The organism is Sphingobacterium sp. HSC-15S19 (assembly GCF_050433745.1).
GTDB classification, from domain to species: Bacteria; Bacteroidota; Bacteroidia; order Sphingobacteriales; family Sphingobacteriaceae; genus Sphingobacterium; species Sphingobacterium siyangense.
In genome coordinates this window covers 96,685-115,546 of record NZ_JBNPWQ010000017.1, presented here as the reverse complement: position 1 = coordinate 115,546, position 18,862 = coordinate 96,685, and the positions used below count along the sequence as shown (strand labels likewise).

Here is an 18,862-nt window from a genome sequence, read left to right as displayed (position 1 = left end):
GATAAAAAACCATGATACACATCTCATATAAACCTATAAAATTGGCCTTATGCATTCTTTTTGCATCAAGCCTGAGTACCAGTTGTAAAAAGCAACTGGAAACCAATCCACTGGATAAATTTGCCAACGAAACCTTTTGGACAAACGAAACGAATGCTCGAGCAGCGCTGACAGGATTATACAAAGCAGAAATACAAATGAACTCCCTCGCCGAATTCAGCCCTACAGATTGGTGGTCCTATAACGGTCTGCTTTACCTGGAGTTTGCTTCGGACAACGCCTACGATAGACGTGGTGATAATTCGGTTTTCAACAAACTATCCGATGGTACATTAACGAGCAATAATAGCAACTTAGACAATTATTGGATGTATACCTACAAGAAAATCGCCCGTGTAAATTATTTTCTTGAAAATATAGATAAAACTCCTATTTCAGCAGATCTACTCGCACGATTTAAAGCAGAAGCCCGGTTTATTCGTGCTTGCCAATATTTCTACCTGTCCCAATACTGGGGTGATGCCCCTTTAGTTACCAAAACTTTAACGCCCAGTGAAGCGAATCAGGTTTCCAAAGCGAAAAAACAGGAATTGGTTACATTTGTCGCGCGTGAATTGCAGGAAGCGGCAAACGACTTACCTAGTTATGGCAAATTGACTACCGCAGAAAGGGGCCGCGCAAGCAAACAGGCAGCCCTCGCTTTCCTTGGACGCATCCAACTGGCAGAAAAATCTTACGCCGACGCTATCAAAAGCTATGAGCAGATCATCAATGCCAATGAAAATAACATAGATCCTAACTATTCAGGATTATTTAATGGAACCAACGAAACGAGCAAAGAGATTATTTTTGCCACGCAGTACTTGGTTGATCTTGCCGGAAACGGTATGTTTCAGCACAATTTTCCGGCAATCGCAGGCGGCTGGCATCTTCACTGTCCGCTCGGTAGTCTTGTAGAAAGCTATGGTTTCACCGATGGAACGGCATTTTCGTACGATGATGCGCGCTATAATGCGCAAGACATCAGCAAAAACCAGGATCCGCGTTTAGCCTTCACCGTGATAACGAATGGTGATCGTTTCAAAAACCTTAAATATACTTCTCACCCCGATTCCACCCTATCTATCGACCAATTGACAACAACAAAACAGGCCACTCGTACGGGCTACGGATTACGCAAGTTCAACGACGAAGGGTTTAGTGGAAACTTACAAAACTCTGGAGCCGACGTTCCTATTGTACGCTACGCCGAAGTTCTCCTGAGTTACCTTGAAGCCAAACTCGAAAATGGAGATCCTATTACCAGCGACTTACTCGACAAAACCATCAACGCTGTCAGAAAAAGAAGCAGCGTTAATATGCCAGCCATTAACGTCCAAAGTAGTACCTCCTTGCGCACGACGTTACGCAACGAAAGACGTGTGGAACTCGCATTGGAAGGACTTCGTTATTGGGATTTACTACGTTGGGGTATCGCAAAGGATGTACTGAAAGGTGACTTTTATGGCGCCCCATTTCCAAATGCGAAAAATCTTCGAATAAAATCCGGTGGAAGTAAAGACCCTTATAGCCGATGGTATGTGACCAGCAAATCCTTCCGGGTTGGCCAAGATGAACATTGGCCGATTCCGCAAAATGAAGTTAATATCAATCCAAATTTAAAATAGTATCTTGGGTATCGTCAATTGTCAAACGATACCCTTTAAACAAAAATTAACGTATATGAAGAAGCCACTATCCCTAACGTTATTACTCTCCTCGAGCCTTTTCGCAGCGCTCCCCACAGTTAGTTTTGCCCAAAAGGCTAGTAAACCAAATGTGATCTATATTTATGCAGACGACCTTGGTTTTGGTGATTTAAGCAGCTATGGTGCCAAACAAATCGAAACCCCCAACCTGGATAAGCTCGCCCAAAGCGGCGTACGATTTACCAATGCTCATAGTACTTCGGCAACTTGTACCCCTTCCCGTTTTGCATTGATGACCGGAACGTATCCCTGGCGTCAGGAAGGTACAGGCATTCTGCCCGGAGATGCCAAACTAATCGTTCCAACAGATAAAATCACCTTACCCAAAGTATTTAAACATGCGGGCTACGCTACCGCCATTGTTGGCAAATGGCATATGGGACTCGGAAATCAGGTCCAAAAAGACTGGAACGCACCCATCAAACCCGGGCCTAATGATGTAGGTTTTGACTATTCATTCATTTTTCCTGCAACAGCAGATCGCGTCCCAACGGTGTTCCTTGAAAATGATCAGGTCGTCGCTGCAGAGGCCAATGACCCAATCCTGGTCGACTATGAAAAGAAAATAGGTAACGACCCCACAGGAAAAGAGCATCCCGAACTGCTCAAAATGCATTCTTCACCTGGCCAGGGACATAATCAAACTATTGTCAACGGTATCGGAAGAATCGGTTACATGAGCGGTGGAACACGTGCAAGATGGGTAGACGAAGAAGTTTCTACAACATTTCTTCACAAGGCCCAGGACTTTATTTCGCAACATCAAAACAAACCCTTCTTTCTCTACTTCTGCTTGACAGAACCACACGTCCCTCGCATGCCAGCAACACAATTTAAAGGTAAAAGCAAACTCGGCTACCGCGGCGATGCAATCCTTCAATTGGATTGGACCGTCGGACAAATTCAACAGCAATTGCAACTTTTGGGACTTGACAAAAACACGATTATAATTTTCAGCAGCGACAACGGCCCCGTTCTCGACGACGGGTATATGGATGGCGCTGTGGCCCAGCAAAATGGCCATTTACCCGCAGGTCCACTACGCGGTGGCAAATATAGCATCTTCGAAGGCGGAACTCGCGTGCCCTTTATCGTAAGCGGCAAGGGCGTTGCACAGGGAAAAGTTTCCAATGCATTGATCAGCCAAATAGACCTCTTGGCAACAAGTGCCCAATTATTGGATGTTCCACTAAAAGCAGATGAAGCAAAAGACAGCGCGCCGCTCTTGAAAACCTTAACCGGTCAAGATAATAAGGGACGTAGCAGTATGGTTCAGCATGCACAGACACTTGCCATCGTAAAGGACGAATGGAAATATATTGCGCCAAGCAAAGGTTCCCCCTACATGAAATTAACCGATACAGAAACAGGAAGTCTTCCGGAAGATCAGTTATACGATCTTAAAAATGATATCGGCGAAAAGAATAATGTGGCTTCAAAATATCCAGAAAAGGTCGCTGAACTCAAGCAATTATTGGAAGGAGAACGTAAAAAATGAAACTAAAAGTTGGACTTTCCCTCATCCTCCTCGGATGGGGGACTCTTTTTGCACAACAAAAGAAAAAGCAGCATAAATTGCCCAATATTATATTTTTTTATGCAGACGATTTAGGTTATGCCGAAACTGAGCCCTATGGACAACGATTGATCAAAACACCAAATATCCAGCAACTGGCACATGAAGGTTTACGCTTTATAAACCACTATACAAGTACTCCAGTATGCGCCCCAGCCCGTTGCATGTTATTAACGGGCAAGCATGGTGGCCAATCTTATATTCGCGGAAATTATGAATTGGGCGGTTTCGCAGATAGTCTCGAGGGTGGCCAGATGCCACTACCTGAAGGAACGTATACCATGGCTCACCTATTTAAAAAAGCCGGTTATCAGACCGCTGCCATTGGAAAGTGGGGACTTGGAATGAATAATTCCACCGGAAGCCCCAATAAACAGGGATTTGACTATTTCTTCGGTTACCTGGACCAAAAACAGGCACACAATTATTACCCAACACATCTTTGGGAAAATGAAACAAAATATCCCCTTCAAAACAAGGAAAAATTTGTCCATTCTCCTTTAGATTCCAGTAAGGCCACGGCGGAGGACTTCAAACAGTTTGACGGTAAGGAATATGCACCTGAACTAATGACTGAGAAAGCACTGGCTTTTATCGACAAAAACCAACGCAAACCTTTTTTCTTATACCTTCCTTATACATTGCCGCACTTATCACTACAAGTTCCACAGGAATATGTAGATAAATATAAGGACCTCTTCCATGACAAACCTTATTACGGACAGGACGGCTATACGGCTACCCCCTATCCAAGAGCAACCTATGCCGGTATGATCACCTATCTGGATGACCAGGTCGGCACGATTATGAAGCATATCAAAGCATTGGGAATAGATGACAATACCATTATTCTATTCTCCAGTGACAACGGAACTGGCTTTAATGGGGGCATAGATTATCGTTTTTTCCGCAGTGTCGATTCACTTCGGGGATTGAAAATGGATGTTTTTGAAGGCGGTATCAAAGTTCCGTTAATTGTCAGGTGGCCCAACCATATCAAAGCGAATTCCGAAACAGACTTGATTTCGGCCCAATACGATCTCATGGCTACCTTCGCTCAGCTGGTTCAACAAAGCCCCGGCCACAGCAATGGGCTCTCCCTCCTTCCAACCTGGCTGGGTCAAAAGAACCAACAAAAACATCAATATCTCTATTTCGAATATCCAGAAAAGGGCGGCCAGATCGCCATACGCGAAGGACGCTGGAAGGCAGTCAAGCTCGATCTGAAGAAAAACCCTAAATCAAAATGGCAATTATATGATTTAACAACAGACCCTTGGGAAGAAAAAGATATCGCGGTACAGCACCCACAAATGCTGCTGCATTTCGATGAAATTATCCATAATGAACACCAGCCTGCTCATATACAGGAATGGGAGATTGTAGCGAATAAGATGATTAAAAAATAAATCGATTTCTTTCTTAATTTTTTAATCTTAAAAAACTTGGGTTGTCCGGATTGAATCATGACAACCCAAGTTTTTTATGTAATTTAGTCAAGCAATCCATAGCGGGGCTCGAATGTGAATTTACCTATTGAATGACGTATTGACCACACAGGTGTATAACATATTCCGAAGGCCAACGTAAAACGATCAATAACCAAGTATGCGGCAAATAGAATCATACATCAATACACTTAAAGAAGGTGATGAAATGGCTTTATGCTTTTTTATGGATCATTTTGGTCATTCCTTACGCTATTTTGCCTTTTCTTACCTCCGCAACAAAACCGATGCCGAGGAAATTGTCTCCGATGTTTTTGTTAAACTCTGGAATAATAGACAAAAGGTAGAGCATTATGAAAGCCTTAAAGCCTTTCTTTTTATCGCTACTAAAAATGCCTGTATCGATATGCAAAGAACTACGCAATTCAAAATACGGAAAGAGGAACTCGATATTCTGCAGCATATGTCGGTTCCAGATGAAGATGTACTCAAGAAGATATTCCGAACAGAACTCACCGAGTTGTTACTTGCTGAAATCAATTTGCTTCCCAAACAACAAGCTCAGATCTGCAAGCTCAGTTTTTTGGAAGGCTTGAATACAGATGAAATTTGCGAAACATTGAACACAACCGCATCAACCATCTATTATGCGAGATCCAAAGCATTGCATGCGTTAAAAGAACGTTTCAAATCGAAAAAATTTGAATATCTCACCATCCTAATGCTGACAGCATGGTATACCTTCAAAAGTTAACTGCTACCACACAGCCCGCATCCTCCTCCCAGAAATTTATAAAAGAAATTAAACAACTCGCTATTAAGCATTTAGGGAAATAACAATCAAAAAAAAATGATCACAAAAAAAAGCTTAGCATTCGGTCGGGCGACCTGCTAAGCTTTTATAAATACCTCTTTGTAAGAGGCAATCAACCTAAACCTAGGACAAAGATAGTGGTTCAAATGATATAAACAAAAATTTTGTTATATTTTTTTTCAACTCCCATAAATTTGTTTTAGCACAGCAATCACAAAAGGAATAGTAAGTGTACAATGTACACTACAATCTTTTTGCATTTTTCAACAGGTTATTTTTTTGGTTGCTTCGCTCAGCTAGTCCCAACCACAGTATTTAACCCTTGCATTATTTATCTTTACAACAGAATAACCGATCATCTCCTGCCTTCGTTTTATCTGTCACTTTTATCTTTACGTACTCAATTGCATCCGTAAATATAGCCTAAAGGTCAATACAGACCACAATTGTTGATTGTCCCTTAACTTTCAAGTCTGCCATTTAACTTAATTTGGTGGTGAAGTCTGATTTCAGATGTAATCACCATGAGCTCTTATCTACCACATTTGTGCGATCTAAACATCGATATTTCATTTAATTATTTAGTAACTTTGGAATCAATCAAAAAAAATATCATGTTTACTGGAATCATAGAAACCCTAGGAAAAATAGAAAATATCGAACAGGAAAAAAGCAATATCCATTTTTACGTAAGTTCTGATATTTCCAATGAACTTAAAATAGACCAGAGTGTAAGTCATAATGGCGTTTGCCTTACCGTTGTGGGATTGAACAATAATCAGCATAAAGTGACGGCAATTGATGAAACCTTGCAGAAGACAAATCTCGCTCAATTAAGGATGGGCGACCTGATCAATCTGGAACGTTGTACTTTGGCAGGAGGAAGATTTGATGGACATATCGTCCAGGGACATGTGGATCAGACTGCGCGTTGTATCCAAAAGAAAGATGAAAATGGTAGTTTTATTTTTACCTTTCAATATGATGTTTCCAAACAAAATATCACCGTAGAAAAAGGATCCATTACCGTAAATGGTATCAGCTTGACCGTAGTAGACTCTAAAGACGATCAGTTTTCAGTTGCTATCATTCCGTATACACTAGAGCATACCAACTTACAACAAGTTGAGGTGGGTAGCACAGTCAACTTGGAGTTTGATATTATCGGAAAATATGTCACAAAGATAATGGCTTTACGCGCTTAAAAAATTTGCCATGCTTCCTCGGGTTTAAAGCCGACCCAAGGGAGCATATCCGAACACACTTCGTTTCGGGTTCTAACAATGTGTACTCGATTTATTCCAAATAATGCCCCTGACGTATCAATAACGCGCGATATTTGTTGAATACACTCGATTTGGAAACAAAGCCCATATACTTATTTTCATCCCCCAAAACTGGAAGTATCCACGTGTCGTCCTTATTCATTTTAGCCATCACAATTTCCATGTTTTCATTGATACCTACCGTATCATTTGGCTTCTGAGCTAACTTTTCGAAAGTCGTATCCCCCCCATCCACTTCACCCAATAATACTGAGAATAGAAACTCGCTATAAAGAAGCCCCATAAATTTGCCTTCGTAATCCACCACCGGAAAGATATTGCGTTTACTATGGATGATGTCGGTTTGTCGACCTTTTGGTGTTTCGTCAGGGCGTAAGATCACAAAATTAGTTTCCAATACATATTTTATCCGCATCATACTTAACACGGATCGATCCTTGTCTTCATAAGAAATCAGATCGCCAGACTCCGCCAATACCTTGGTGTAAATGGAATGCTTTAAAACCGACCGATTAATCAAATAGGAAATGGAACAAACCAGCATCAATGGAACCATCAAAGTATAACCTCCGGTCACTTCTGCAATCAAAAATATGCCCGTCAACGGCGCATGCATAATGCCGCTCAACGCACCGGCCATCCCCGCTACCACAAAATTTGGTACATTTAGCTCGGCAATTCCCGTCAAGTTTACACCATAAGAAAATGCAAAGCCCAACAGACCTCCCATCACTAAACTTGGTCCAAATACCCCACCATTTCCACCGCCATTTAATGTAAATAACGCAGCAAGGGATTTTCCAAATAAGGTCAATATCGTATAGCCCAGGACTACTAATCCCATATCCTTGTAGTCTGAGAACAAGCTGTTCTTAACAATCGAGTTAAACTGACCATTGAGAATCTGCTGAATGGTAATATAGCCCTCACCATACAGCGCTGGGAATACAAAAATCATCAGACCTAAGGCAATACCACTGACCCACACTTTATTATAGGGATTTTTAATCTTAGAAAACCATTTCCCCACACTCCTTGAAACACGTGCAAAGTAAATCGTATAAAGCCCAATCAGCACAGCTAATAGCAAATAAAACAGCAATGCCGAAACTTGCCAATCGGAATTGAATGTACTGAATAAGGGTTCATTATAAAGCACCCGAGAGACAACAGAAGCCAATGCCGATGAGATCAGTAAAGGAATGAACACTGGAATGGAAAATTCGGGAAGCAAGATCTCGATAGCAAAAATCATTCCTGCCAAAGGACTGTTGAAGGCGCCTGAAATTCCTGCTGCTGCACCACAAGCCAATAACATGGTAACTTCCTTATACTGCAGTCCAAAAAAACGGGCGATATTAGAGCCGATAGAAGAACCACCCAAAGCAACAGGAGCTTCCAAACCACAGGACCCGCCAAAGCCAACGGTAATAGCCGAAGTCACCACCTGAGAATAAATATTGCTGGGATCCAATCGGCTGCCTTTCCGACTGATGGCATAAATAATCGGGGTAATCCCGTGCTCCATCTTCTTCCCTTTCAAAAATTTGCGAACAAAAAACACGCTGAGCAAAATCCCTATCAATGGAAAAATCAAGTAAACCGAGTATTTTACTTTCCAATCGATATCATCCTGTATAGTCGTTGCAATAAAATGGGTTAATCTCTTTAGCACAGATGCCATAATACCACCAACAATTCCAACCAAAAATGCGAGTATAATGATAAAGTTCCGGTTAGAAACTTTCTTCATCCGCCATTGATTGATCTGGTCTATTTTTTTAAAAAAACGTCTTTTGAGGTTTCTCATATCGTCCTATTGAAAGCTCAACACTTCCTTTTTCTTTTTTGTTTTGAATTTATCGGGTACTACGGCCAATATTTCTTTTTCTAAGGCCTGAATTGCATGTCTCTTTACATAATTTTGCGTCGTCACCAATGATATCTCCCGTACTGGTTCCGGTGATTTGAAATAACGGATTCTATCCAATTGTTCATCGGAATAATCCCAAATCGACAACTCAGGCAATATCGTGATTCCGTCGTTGATATCTACCATACGTTTTAAAGTCTCTACGCTACCCGTATTATACTCAAATCGCCCTGTAAGATCTTGATTATGTTTATGATGACAAATATTAAGCACCTGCCCGCGCATACAATGTCCCTCATTGAGCAACCAAAGTTTATCATCGGCAATATCATCACCACTCAGTATTTTTTTGGGAAACAGTGGGCTATTGGCTGAAATATAAGCGACAAAATTTTCGTAAAATAAGGGTGATTCCAAAATCCCCGGGTCATTTAAGGGAGTAGATAGCACACCACAGTCCAGAAGTCCGACCTTCAATTCATGCACAATCCGTTCTGTTGTATATTCCCAAATCTGCAATTGAAGCTTCGGATATTTCTCCATAAATGTGGTCAGCACATTCGGAAGTAAATAAGGTGCGATTGTCGGGATAACACCGACCCTTAGTGTACCCTCAATTTCCCCTTTTTTATCCTGTACGATCTCATTGATCTTTCGGCTTTCCGTCAACACCAATCGAGCTTGAAGAATAATTTTCTCGCCGATTTCTGTAGGAACAACAGGCTGACGGCTCCGGTCGAAGATTTTAGCCCCTAAAGACTCTTCAAGTTTTTGTATTTGCATGCTCAACGTAGGTTGCGTGACAAAACATTTTTCTGCAGCTGCAACAAAACTTCGGTAGGTATCAACAGCTATAATATATTCCAGTTGGATTAAGGTCATCTTACTATCTTTAAAGCACAAAATTACGAATCCTGTCGTAAACCAATGTCAAATCCTTTATAATTAAAGTCAACAGGAGCATTTGGCCTGCCGATTATACAATAAATACCTTGCCAAAAAGGTCCAGTATATCCACTATTGTTACATTAGTTCACATAAAAAATCGATTTCATCAAAATGCTTTTCTTAAATTTGGAGATTTACAACAGTTGATAGTTAAAATCCTATGAAGTTTATAAATCGTACGACAATTGCACTAGCTTTATTCTTAACCATGGCAAACAGTCCTTATAGCAAGGCAAATCCCGATGAGGGAATGTTTCCATTGAGCGAATTAAATAGAGCTGGATTGAAGAAAGCTGGGTTAAAGATCAGTGAGAAAGATATCTACAATCCCGGTCAGGTCGGACTGGTAGATGCCCTGGTTCAAGTCAGTGGATGTACAGGGTCGTTTGTCTCAAACCGTGGTTTAATCATTACCAATCACCACTGCGCTTTTTCTGCCGTTCAACTTGCCAGTACAGCAATCAACAATTACCTAAAAAACGGGTTTGTAGCCCAAAATCAAGAACAGGAAATTGAAGCAAAAGGATTAAAAATAAGAATTACCGATTCTTATGAGGATGTTTCTGCTAAAATATTAAATGCTGTCGCCAACATCAACGACCCAGTAGAGCGTATCAATACGATCAAACGTAAACAACAAGAACTGGTTAAACAAGCGGAAAAAGAAGATCCCACGATTAAAGCTGAAGTATCGGAAATGTTTATCGGTAAAAGTTATGTCCTATTCCGTTATAAAACAATCGAAGACGTTCGTTTAGTTTATATTCCACGTCAAAACATCGGCGAATTTGGTGGAGAGACAGATAACTGGGTATGGCCACGCCACACGGGAGATTATTCTTTTCTGAGAGCTTATGTCGGCAAAAACGGAAAATCTGCACCTTATTCTAAAGACAACGTCCCTTACCAGCCAAAAAAACACCTTAAAGTCAATCCAAATGGCGTACGGGAGAATGATTTCACCTTTATCCTTGGTTATCCCGGAAAAACATTCCGACACAGACCAGCACAATATATTCAATATCAACAAGAATATCTTTTGCCTTACGTATCCAACCTGTATGATTTCCAAAATAAACAGATGGAGGAAGCAGGAAAAGACAATACCGATATCGCCTTGTCCTTGGCAACACGCATAAAACGTAATGCGAATGTATTGAAAAACTATCGTGGTAAACTCAAAGGCTTACGAGGAATCGACTTGCTATCGACAAAAAAACAAGAAGACGAAGCACTGGCAGCGTTTATCTTAAGTAAACCCGAACTGAAAAACAAATATGGAAGTCTGCTCACTGATATTGACGCCTATTATCAGCTGAGCGATCAAGATGCCCTGAAAGAACTTTGGATCAATAATATTTACAATAGTACGAGCTTATTGAAAGTAGCCCGCGACCTGAACGTTCTGAAAACCAACTTGGCAAAGGAAAAATCTTCCCAAGCTGCCAAGCAGCTTTTCGATCTGAATATCGAAAAATTAAAAACCGCTGTTAAAGAAACCTACGAAAGCTACAATAAACAGGCTGATCAGCGTATTTTCTCCAGAATGTTGGAAGATGCCATTGCATTCCAAGGTAAAAATCAATTGGCATCCATTCAGAAATTGCAATTTAATACGGCTACTGCACAAGAATTTGCAACAGAGATTATTCAGAACAGTAAACTTGCCGATCAAAATTACATACTGAATACTGTCTTGGCCAATGCCGATGCACTTCAGAAATTTGACGACAAATTATTGGATTTCCAGGGCAAATTGAACAATGATATTGTCCAGTTCGCTGCTGAACAAAAAAGACGTGAAGGGGTACTGAACAAATTAATGGGCGATTATGTTGCCGTCAAGGAAATTTTTCAGGCCAAAAACTTTATTCCTGATGCAAACTCAACCTTACGTCTGACGTATGGGCACATCAAAGGCTACTCTCCTGCTGATGCAACTTATATGAAGCCATTCACCACAATCGAAGGAATCATTCAAAAAGGAAATCTTGGTTTAGCAGAATTTGACTATCCACAAGAAATCAAGACTGCTTACCTCAATAAAAATTTTGGTCCTTATCTTCAAAAAGATCTGGGATCTGTGCCGGTCAATATCTTATATGATATGGATACTACAGGGGGAAATTCAGGATCTCCAATAATGAATGCCAATGGTGAATTAATCGGTGTAAATTTTGACCGTGCTTATGACGCAACAATTAATGATTTCGCTTGGAACGAGAGTTACAGCAGATCCATCGGAGTCGACATTCGTTATGTCCTCTGGGTTGCCGATAAAATTGACAACGCGCATTTCATTCTGAAAGAAATGGGTATTTAATAGGGGCTAAAACAAACCTCAAAAAATCCGCTGCATCGAGAGATACGGCGGATTTTTTTGTTCATTACGCTATTTCCTTTTCGCTCGGCGGCATGATCCTATGAACGAAGAACTCTCCGTAAATCAGAACCTATTCATCTACTAACGCAGCATCTATTCGTATGCTATTTTGCTCCTTGCAGTAAAGAGGAGAAAACAGTCTTCAAACGCAACAAGCCTGTTGTCAAGACTTCCCTTGAACAAGCAATATTGAGGCGAATAAAGGCGTCACTCCCCTTGCCATACATCGCACCGACATTGACCTGTACATGTGCCTCGTCCAATAAGAGCTGTCCCAATTTTCGACTTGAAATCCCCAAAGCCGCGCAATCTACCCATACCAGATAAGTGCCCTCCAAAGGAAGGACATGCAAAGCAGGCAGGTATTCAGCCATAAAGCCTTTCAGATAAACATAATTCGCATGAATGTAGCTTAAAGCTTGATCCAACCATTCCCCACCCGACTCATACGCTGCGATCAGGCCTGTAATAGCAAAGGGACTTATGCTACTTATCTCGTTGGCTAAGAAAGCCTGCTGCACTTTCCTTTTGAGTTCAGGATCGGCCACGAAGACCGTAGCGACCTGGAGTCCTGCCAAATTAAAGGTTTTACTCGGAGCTACACAGGTAATCGAATTCGCCAAAAAGGCTGCACTGATGCTTCCAAAAGGAATATGTGTATGGCCCTCAAATACCAGATCGCAATGAATTTCATCCGAAATGACTAAGACCTGGTGCCGCAAACAGATTTCACCGAGACGTTCAAGCTCAGCTCTAGTCCAAACACGGCCAGCGGGGTTATGTGGGCTACATAAAATAAATAACTTGACTTTCGGATCACTTGCTTTATATTCAAAATCTTCAAAATCAATAGCATACTCACCATTGCGGTAAATCAAGTCATTGGAAACCACCTCGGCTTGATTGCGTTCTATTGAGGAAAAAAAACAATGATATACAGGCTCTTGAACCAAAACCTTGTCACCGGGTGAGGTAAATGCGCCAACCAAAGCCGAAAGCGCCGGTACGACACCGATCACAGGAAGTATCCATTCCGGCTGAAGTACAAATTTATGCCGCTGCGAAGACCAGCTCATAACCGCGCTGTAAAAAGCTGTTGGAATAGTAGCATACCCATATACAGCATGTTGAACCCGCTGCGCAAGCGCATCCACAACAGGTTGTGCTGCTGGAAAGTCCATATCCGCAACCCAGAGTGGAATCAAATCGTCATAATCATGTTGATTCCATTTGACCGAATCGGTACCACGACGAACAATCGTTTTATCAAAATTATAGATCATACAGCAATTTACTCAAAATTAGGCTGCATTTGTAATAAAAGCCCCATAAAGTAAAAAGGATGAACAAGAAAGCGGATCAGATGGATATGGCAAAGGAATAGCTCGGACTAAATACAATAAAAAATCCAGTATGCCTAGATAAGCAGAAAGCGCTATCTTTACAGAAAATAGTAGGACAACTATGGCCAAAAACAACTTTTCATTTCGTGCTAGATTAAAGAGTTTTCACTATGCCTTCAGTGGGCTAAAAACAGCCTGGCAGGAAGAACATAATTTCAGGGTGCATTGTATAGCGGCCATTATTGCCATTATCCTGTCATTTGTGCTTCACATAAGTACCCACGAATGGATTGCTGTACTCTTTTCCATTGGTTTTGTATTTGTCTGTGAATTGTTAAATACCGCATTGGAAAATATAGCCGACTTTATCTGTCCAGAAAAGAATCCAAACATAAAAAAGATTAAAGATGTTACCGCAGCGGCAGTGATGATCAGCAGCATCACTGCACTATTGATCGGCCTCTTAATTTTTATTCCCAAGCTGATCTCATTGGCCCTTCGCTAAATTTTCTAAGGCAAATTTCTCATCAAAAGCTATCTTTTTAGGATCGGCAAAAGTCATTTTTCCAGCCTTCTCCTCCATCGCACCATAACCTTCCAGTGCACGCTCCTTGGATAGTTTAAATATCACCTGGCGGACCGACTCCTGTCCCTCAGAAGAAAAAGTATAATCGGCAGTTAAAATATCCCCCTTCAAGACACCATCAATATGTCCCTTATTACGATCTTTTTCCTTCCAGGCATAGCTTAGATCACCCTGTACCTTTTCTCCATCAACAGTGATTGATAATGAAATGGTATCGCCATTTTTAAGGTATTGATAGGTACTCTTTCCCGTAAGAAACCTCCCCGTATCCAAAGGTTGAGTACGCTGAACAGTGTCATTGAGTTTCGTGGAAGCATCCTGTTTTTTTTGTTCCTGATGGCAAGCAGCGCAACACAGCAACACTATAAATCCAAAATTTATTATTCTCATCGTGTTTTTTTGTTTGATAGTATAGATAGCAATTCAAAAGAAATTTTGTTTTAAATAACTAACATTTAAAAATTTAAAATTCAAAAAACAAAAAGCAAGCAAATATTGTTTATAAGTTAGATAACACTCGGCTATTTTAGTACGATATAAGCTATTAAAAATAAACAATTTAGTAACAATAAAATTATTGCTGGCTTATTGTAAAGCTAATTTTTATTAGTAAATTGTACTCTATAAAATTCAGGAATTCTTAACCAATATTAGTATGAAAGATGTAAGCTTTAAGAAATTTGATAGTGGATGTACATCACTCACAAAATTGTCCATTGAAACAGACTTGGCTATTATTGTTAAAGAGCAAGTTACCATTTCTTCCGAATCCAAAGTTGAAAAACTGAGACGCTGTAAAGAAGAATTACTTAAAAGTCTTTGGTTTGTTCAACGTCAATGTTGAGATAACATTTTCCTCCAAATTTCGACTATCCGCTGATCAGCATCTTATGGTCTGACAGCCACACATTCAAGTCACTTTTAACACAAAACAAGCCCCTCCGCTGTTATGCTTCGAGGGGCTTTTAATATGTTTAACAATTCGAATATCACAAGTGATTAAAGCGATTTCAAATGTTTATAGTTCGACTTTATGGTATCCCATACTTCTTCGAAATTACCCGACAACATTAATTTTGCCATACTTTCTGTCATCCCTTTCATTTGACTGAAGGATATCTTGGGCGGCATAGCCAATGCATTGGGATTGGTAAATATATCGATCAGGACAGGCTCGTCCGTCATACCAAGAGCTTCAGTGATAACAGCATCCACTTCTTCGGGCTGAGTCACCGTAAATGCGCGTATTCCCATCGCTTGAGCGATCATCGCAAAATCTGGATTGACCATATTGGTTTCCTGATCTTTCAGACCTGATACCTGCATTTCTAATTTAACCATACCAAGTGCACGGTTGTTAAAGACGATGATTTTAATCGGTAAGTTATATTGTTTTATTGTTGCGAGATCCCCCAACAACATGGATAGTCCCCCATCACCACAAAAAGCAATAACCTGACGTTCAGGATGTGTCAATGCCGCTCCAATAGCCATTGGCATGGCATTAGCCATAGACCCATGGTTAAAAGACCCCAGCATGATACGATCCTTTCGCTGATTAATATAACGTGCTCCCCACACACAGCACATCCCGGTATCAAGTAGAAAAATCGCATCATCACTGGCTTTTTGATCAATGGTATGCGCAACAAATTCAGGCTGTATCGCGCATTCACTGCCCGAATCGTCCACATAAGTCATGAGATCTTCCTTGACCTTTGCATAGGATGCAAGCTGCTTCTCCAGAAATTTTGTATCTGAACGCGCTTCCACAAAAGGCAATACCGCTTTTAAGGTATGCTCGATATCCCCCACAAGCCCATAGTCTACGATGGATCTGCGACCAAGCTTTTCACCTTCAATATCAATCTGGACAATGGTTTTGTTGGTCGGTATAAAATCCTTATAAGGAAAATCAGTCCCCAAAAGTAAAATAAGATCCGAATGGTGCATGCTTTGAAATGCCGACGCCATGCCCAAAAGTCCAGTCATACCGATTTCATTGGGATTGTCGCGTTGAATATCCAACTTTGCTTTAAATGAATAACCCACCGGCGCATGGATCTTTTGTGATAACGCTACAATTTGCTGCTGTGCTTTCTTGGCTCCCACACCACAGAACAAGGTTATCTTTTCTGCTTGATTGATATATTGGGCTAAACGCCCAATTTCCATCTCCGAAGGTCTAATTTGCGGCTCGGTAAAAAACACCTTGGTAGAGGTATTCATTTGAACCGCTTCCATTTCTGATACATCACCAGGCAAACCGATAACCGCCACATCCCGTTTAGAGATAGCCTGTTGTAATGCATTTTGCACCATACGTTGCACCTGCTCTGGTCGAGTGATCATTTGATTGTAGCAAGAACAATCATCAAACAATTTGATTGGATTTGTTTCTTGAAAATAATCGGTTCCAAATTCGTATGTAGCACATGTTGATGCGATCACAAGCATGGGTACCCGTGTCTTGTGTGCTTCATAAACCCCATTGATCAGATGCACATGTCCTGGTCCACTGCTTCCCGCACAACAGGCGATCCCGTGCAAATCAGCCTCTGCCGTTGCGGCAAATGCCCCCACTTCCTCATGTCTTACATGTATCCATTGCATCGTTCCATCTGCATGAACAGCTTCGTTGAAAAAATTTAAACTATCGCCCGTTACGGCATAAATACGCTGAATTCCCGCATCCTTTAAAAGACCCACAATCTGGTGTGCTACATTTTTCATACTTATACTATAATTTAAGATTTTGTGACAGCGACCTTATGCAAATTATGTTATCGCCACTTAATAACAACAATAATTTAGCGTAATGGTTTGGGATACTACCTGAACAATACTGTATTACCCAAGCGTATAAAATGATCGCATGTGCAAGGATAGCCTCAACGAGAAGCAAGGACACTGCCCCGAAAATTTCAGCCAATAATCCGCTGCACTTAAAATAGAAAAAAATTGTAATCAACAAAAAAGCTGTTTCAAATTGATTGAAACAGCTTTTTTAAAATTATAGACTTAATAAATCCTTAGTTGATTTGTCGCGACAATTCATCGACAAAACGCTTCGCATCATTGAGATCTTTGTTCCAGTCCGCATAGCGTTTAGCGGTATTCAATTTTGCAATTTTTGCATTTAGCTTCGCAAGGTTAGCTTGATCTTTTGACTTCTCCAACTTTACTTTAAGAATGCCGACTTTGGTATAATCTTGAATACCTTCCAACATACGCTCATAACGGATAGAGCTTCTTCCTTGTGGATAAACAATATAAGTGTCTCCCGCTGGCCAGGTACGGAACCTTGAATCATGCAGCGGATCTTTGACCCAGGAGTTAAATGCCCAACGCAATGCTCCATCGAAGCCTGCCGCTAGCGCATACCAAGCCATATAGGTGGATTCTGCCGGATCAGAGAACGTGAATTGATTTGGGAATTCGTCCGAACAACAAACATAAAATGTCGTGATATACCCTTTTTTACGTCGCTCAATGAGATCTTTCTGATCAAAAGGATCTCCAGCGGCAACGCTGATATCGGTACTTTTATGATAGCGTTGGTAGCTTTTGTGATTATCTGCAAATGCAACACCAAATTCGGGTGCTACTTTTTCCAACAATGCTATTGCTGGATCCATTTCCTCCCGGCCTCTTTCATCCATGGCAATATTGGTAATCTTTAACCAGCCCTTTGCGGTAATGTGTTTACTAAAATCCTTTAAGAAAGGCGTCCATAGTTCCTCGAATATAGCTGTACCGGGCTTCGCAATAACATTGACCAGTTCATTTTTACTTTCATCAAAATAATGTACCTCGTTATTCCATGGTAAAAGCGAATAGCAATTGATCTGTTTGTTGACCCCCAGGTCCATCATAAAGTTTACCCACCGATCAAAAACAGTATAATCATAGGTCCAGGAACCGTCTTTTGCCTTCTTCCAGGTGATCATATCCGCATAAGGATCATAGGTCTGTACGTTCCAGGCATCCTTATTTAAAGTCGCAGTAATCACTTTTTGCCCTGCAGCTGCAAGTTGTTTCATGGTAGGCTTCAACGCTTCAAAATGCTCATCGCTCCACATTTTCACATTATTGACGCGGGCAACTGCCGAAGGGTGTTGCCATTGATCCAAATGATAAGTCCACTGGGATGCAGGTGGCAGCACATGATTTTGCACATTGACCGTAAGTTGTAACTGTTCCTTTACCTGACCATTTTGCTTAACCGAAATTGTCGTTTTATATTGTCCAGCAGCAGCTTCCTTGGGAACCTTTACGGTAATCCATACAGGACGGACTTTCTTAGCTTCAAGGTCATAGCTTTTCAGATCATCCAACATATCTGCCGAAAGAGAAGCTTTAAAATCTTCTGGTTTACGATGGCCACAACCACTTGCAAATTCGTCAGTCATGACATAACGAACAAAACGTGCTTGTACCGCATCGCTACCGATCACCTTGCCTGTTGTAGACTTTAATTCACTTGCCGATACAGCAACATCTGCTGCGGCAGCACTGGTCCATAACAATACTTGCGCCGATACTTGTTCACCTTTCCAAGCATCCACAGCCGCTGTACGTTGTGTTGTCAGATTTGGATTAACAGATTTGGGATAACGTTTGTCTATCGACACAAACGAAGCATGTAGGCCGGTTTTAACATTCGACCAGTTGGATAAAGTATCCTTTGTGGGATCGGCCATTTCAGTAAATGTTGTCCCTGTAGCAAAACGCTGCTGGGAAAATCCCGGATTACTGCCACAAAATAGCATACAAGCCAGGGCAATAGAAGAATAAATTGTAGTTTTAGGCATAACAGTTATAATTAACAAAACTTTAGCGAAGCGATGATCTTCT

At 41.0% G+C, this 18,862-nt stretch carries 14 protein-coding genes; 8 read left to right on the top strand and 6 right to left on the bottom strand.

Annotated elements, in window-relative coordinates; genetic code table 11:
• Positions 1 to 11: 11 nt before the first annotated feature.
• From L1283_RS15470 to L1283_RS15450, 5 genes are all read left to right on the top strand, one after another.
• Positions 12 to 1,667 carry a RagB/SusD family nutrient uptake outer membrane protein gene (locus L1283_RS15470; protein ID WP_286849980.1) on the top strand — a complete coding sequence of 552 codons (1,656 nt, stop codon included), beginning with the start codon at positions 12 to 14 and terminating at the stop codon, positions 1,665 to 1,667.
• A 55-nt stretch (positions 1,668 to 1,722) separates the two neighbouring features.
• Positions 1,723 to 3,246 (top strand): sulfatase-like hydrolase/transferase, encoded by a 1,524-nt coding sequence (locus L1283_RS15465; RefSeq protein WP_088161080.1) that lies wholly within the window; start codon positions 1,723 to 1,725, stop codon positions 3,244 to 3,246.
• The gene (locus L1283_RS15460; protein WP_088161079.1) at positions 3,243 to 4,733 is read left to right on the top strand and encodes an arylsulfatase; all 1,491 of its coding nucleotides are present in this window, start codon (positions 3,243 to 3,245) and stop codon (positions 4,731 to 4,733) included. The genes L1283_RS15465 and L1283_RS15460 overlap by 4 nt, the downstream gene beginning before the upstream one ends.
• A 199-nt stretch (positions 4,734 to 4,932) precedes the next feature.
• Positions 4,933 to 5,526, top strand: a complete 594-nt coding sequence (locus L1283_RS15455; RefSeq protein WP_088161078.1) for an RNA polymerase sigma factor — start codon at positions 4,933 to 4,935, stop codon at positions 5,524 to 5,526.
• A gap of 674 nt (positions 5,527 to 6,200) precedes the next feature.
• A complete protein-coding gene (locus L1283_RS15450) occupies positions 6,201 to 6,791 on the top strand; it encodes a riboflavin synthase (RefSeq protein ID WP_145327451.1) in 591 nt (196 codons plus the stop codon).
• Positions 6,792 to 6,882: 91 nt separating this feature from the next.
• Here the strand turns inward: L1283_RS15450 and L1283_RS15445 are convergent, their stop codons facing one another.
• On the bottom strand, positions 6,883 to 8,682 hold the full coding sequence (locus tag L1283_RS15445) for a chloride channel protein (RefSeq protein WP_075992018.1): 1,800 nt from the start codon (positions 8,680 to 8,682) through the stop codon (positions 6,883 to 6,885).
• 6 nt (positions 8,683 to 8,688) lie between these two features.
• Complete coding sequence (locus L1283_RS15440; RefSeq protein ID WP_120334676.1) at positions 8,689 to 9,627, bottom strand: hydrogen peroxide-inducible genes activator; 939 nt, start codon at positions 9,625 to 9,627, stop codon at positions 8,689 to 8,691.
• Positions 9,628 to 9,853: 226 nt separating this feature from the next.
• On the opposite strand from L1283_RS15440, the gene L1283_RS15435 reads away from it, so the two are divergent.
• Positions 9,854 to 12,016: a S46 family peptidase gene (locus L1283_RS15435; RefSeq protein WP_145327452.1), complete on the top strand. Its 2,163-nt coding sequence runs from the start codon at positions 9,854 to 9,856 to the stop codon at positions 12,014 to 12,016.
• A gap of 164 nt (positions 12,017 to 12,180) precedes the next feature.
• Here the strand turns inward: L1283_RS15435 and L1283_RS15430 are convergent, their stop codons facing one another.
• Positions 12,181 to 13,359: a MalY/PatB family protein gene (locus L1283_RS15430; RefSeq protein WP_145327453.1), complete on the bottom strand. Its 1,179-nt coding sequence runs from the start codon at positions 13,357 to 13,359 to the stop codon at positions 12,181 to 12,183.
• 181 nt (positions 13,360 to 13,540) lie between these two features.
• Here L1283_RS15430 and L1283_RS15425 point away from each other — a divergent pair, with 181 nt between their 5' ends.
• Positions 13,541 to 13,924: a diacylglycerol kinase gene (locus L1283_RS15425; RefSeq protein WP_286849981.1), complete on the top strand. Its 384-nt coding sequence runs from the start codon at positions 13,541 to 13,543 to the stop codon at positions 13,922 to 13,924.
• Here the strand turns inward: L1283_RS15425 and L1283_RS15420 are convergent.
• Entirely contained in the window at positions 13,907 to 14,395 is a 489-nt protein-coding gene (locus L1283_RS15420) for a hypothetical protein (RefSeq protein ID WP_145327455.1), read from the bottom strand. The two genes, L1283_RS15425 and L1283_RS15420, sit on opposite strands and share 18 nt — an antisense overlap.
• A 265-nt stretch (positions 14,396 to 14,660) precedes the next feature.
• On the opposite strand from L1283_RS15420, the gene L1283_RS15415 reads away from it, so the two are divergent.
• Positions 14,661 to 14,849: a hypothetical protein gene (locus tag L1283_RS15415; protein ID WP_075992013.1), complete on the top strand. Its 189-nt coding sequence runs from the start codon at positions 14,661 to 14,663 to the stop codon at positions 14,847 to 14,849.
• Positions 14,850 to 15,004: 155 nt separating this feature from the next.
• On the opposite strand, the gene L1283_RS15410 is transcribed toward L1283_RS15415, so the two are convergent.
• Both L1283_RS15410 and L1283_RS15405 read right to left on the bottom strand, forming a co-directional pair.
• On the bottom strand, positions 15,005 to 16,738 hold the full coding sequence (locus L1283_RS15410) for a thiamine pyrophosphate-dependent enzyme (protein ID WP_286849983.1): 1,734 nt from the start codon (positions 16,736 to 16,738) through the stop codon (positions 15,005 to 15,007).
• Positions 16,739 to 17,037: 299 nt separating this feature from the next.
• A complete protein-coding gene (locus tag L1283_RS15405; protein ID WP_286849986.1) occupies positions 17,038 to 18,819 on the bottom strand; it encodes a DUF4091 domain-containing protein in 1,782 nt (593 codons plus the stop codon).
• Positions 18,820 to 18,862: the final 43 nt, after the last annotated feature.

Excerpts from the sequence above, each read along its gene's own strand:
- L1283_RS15410 (WP_286849983.1), bottom strand. The coding sequence starts at position 16,738 with ATGAAAAATGTAGCACACCAGATTGTGGGTCTTTTAAAGGATGCGGGA.
- L1283_RS15445 (WP_075992018.1), bottom strand. The coding sequence starts at position 8,682 with ATGAGAAACCTCAAAAGACGTTTTTTTAAAAAAATAGACCAGATCAAT.
- L1283_RS15435 (WP_145327452.1), top strand. The coding sequence starts at position 9,854 with ATGAAGTTTATAAATCGTACGACAATTGCACTAGCTTTATTCTTAACC.
- L1283_RS15455 (WP_088161078.1), top strand. The coding sequence starts at position 4,933 with ATGCGGCAAATAGAATCATACATCAATACACTTAAAGAAGGTGATGAA.
- L1283_RS15415 (WP_075992013.1), top strand. The coding sequence starts at position 14,661 with ATGAAAGATGTAAGCTTTAAGAAATTTGATAGTGGATGTACATCACTC.
- L1283_RS15425 (WP_286849981.1), top strand. The coding sequence starts at position 13,541 with ATGGCCAAAAACAACTTTTCATTTCGTGCTAGATTAAAGAGTTTTCAC.
- L1283_RS15440 (WP_120334676.1), bottom strand. The coding sequence starts at position 9,627 with ATGACCTTAATCCAACTGGAATATATTATAGCTGTTGATACCTACCGA.
- L1283_RS15450 (WP_145327451.1), top strand. The coding sequence starts at position 6,201 with ATGTTTACTGGAATCATAGAAACCCTAGGAAAAATAGAAAATATCGAA.
- L1283_RS15430 (WP_145327453.1), bottom strand. The coding sequence starts at position 13,359 with ATGATCTATAATTTTGATAAAACGATTGTTCGTCGTGGTACCGATTCG.
- L1283_RS15405 (WP_286849986.1), bottom strand. The coding sequence starts at position 18,819 with ATGCCTAAAACTACAATTTATTCTTCTATTGCCCTGGCTTGTATGCTA.
- L1283_RS15465 (WP_088161080.1), top strand. The coding sequence starts at position 1,723 with ATGAAGAAGCCACTATCCCTAACGTTATTACTCTCCTCGAGCCTTTTC.
- L1283_RS15470 (WP_286849980.1), top strand. The coding sequence starts at position 12 with ATGATACACATCTCATATAAACCTATAAAATTGGCCTTATGCATTCTT.
- L1283_RS15420 (WP_145327455.1), bottom strand. The coding sequence starts at position 14,395 with ATGAGAATAATAAATTTTGGATTTATAGTGTTGCTGTGTTGCGCTGCT.
- L1283_RS15460 (WP_088161079.1), top strand. The coding sequence starts at position 3,243 with ATGAAACTAAAAGTTGGACTTTCCCTCATCCTCCTCGGATGGGGGACT.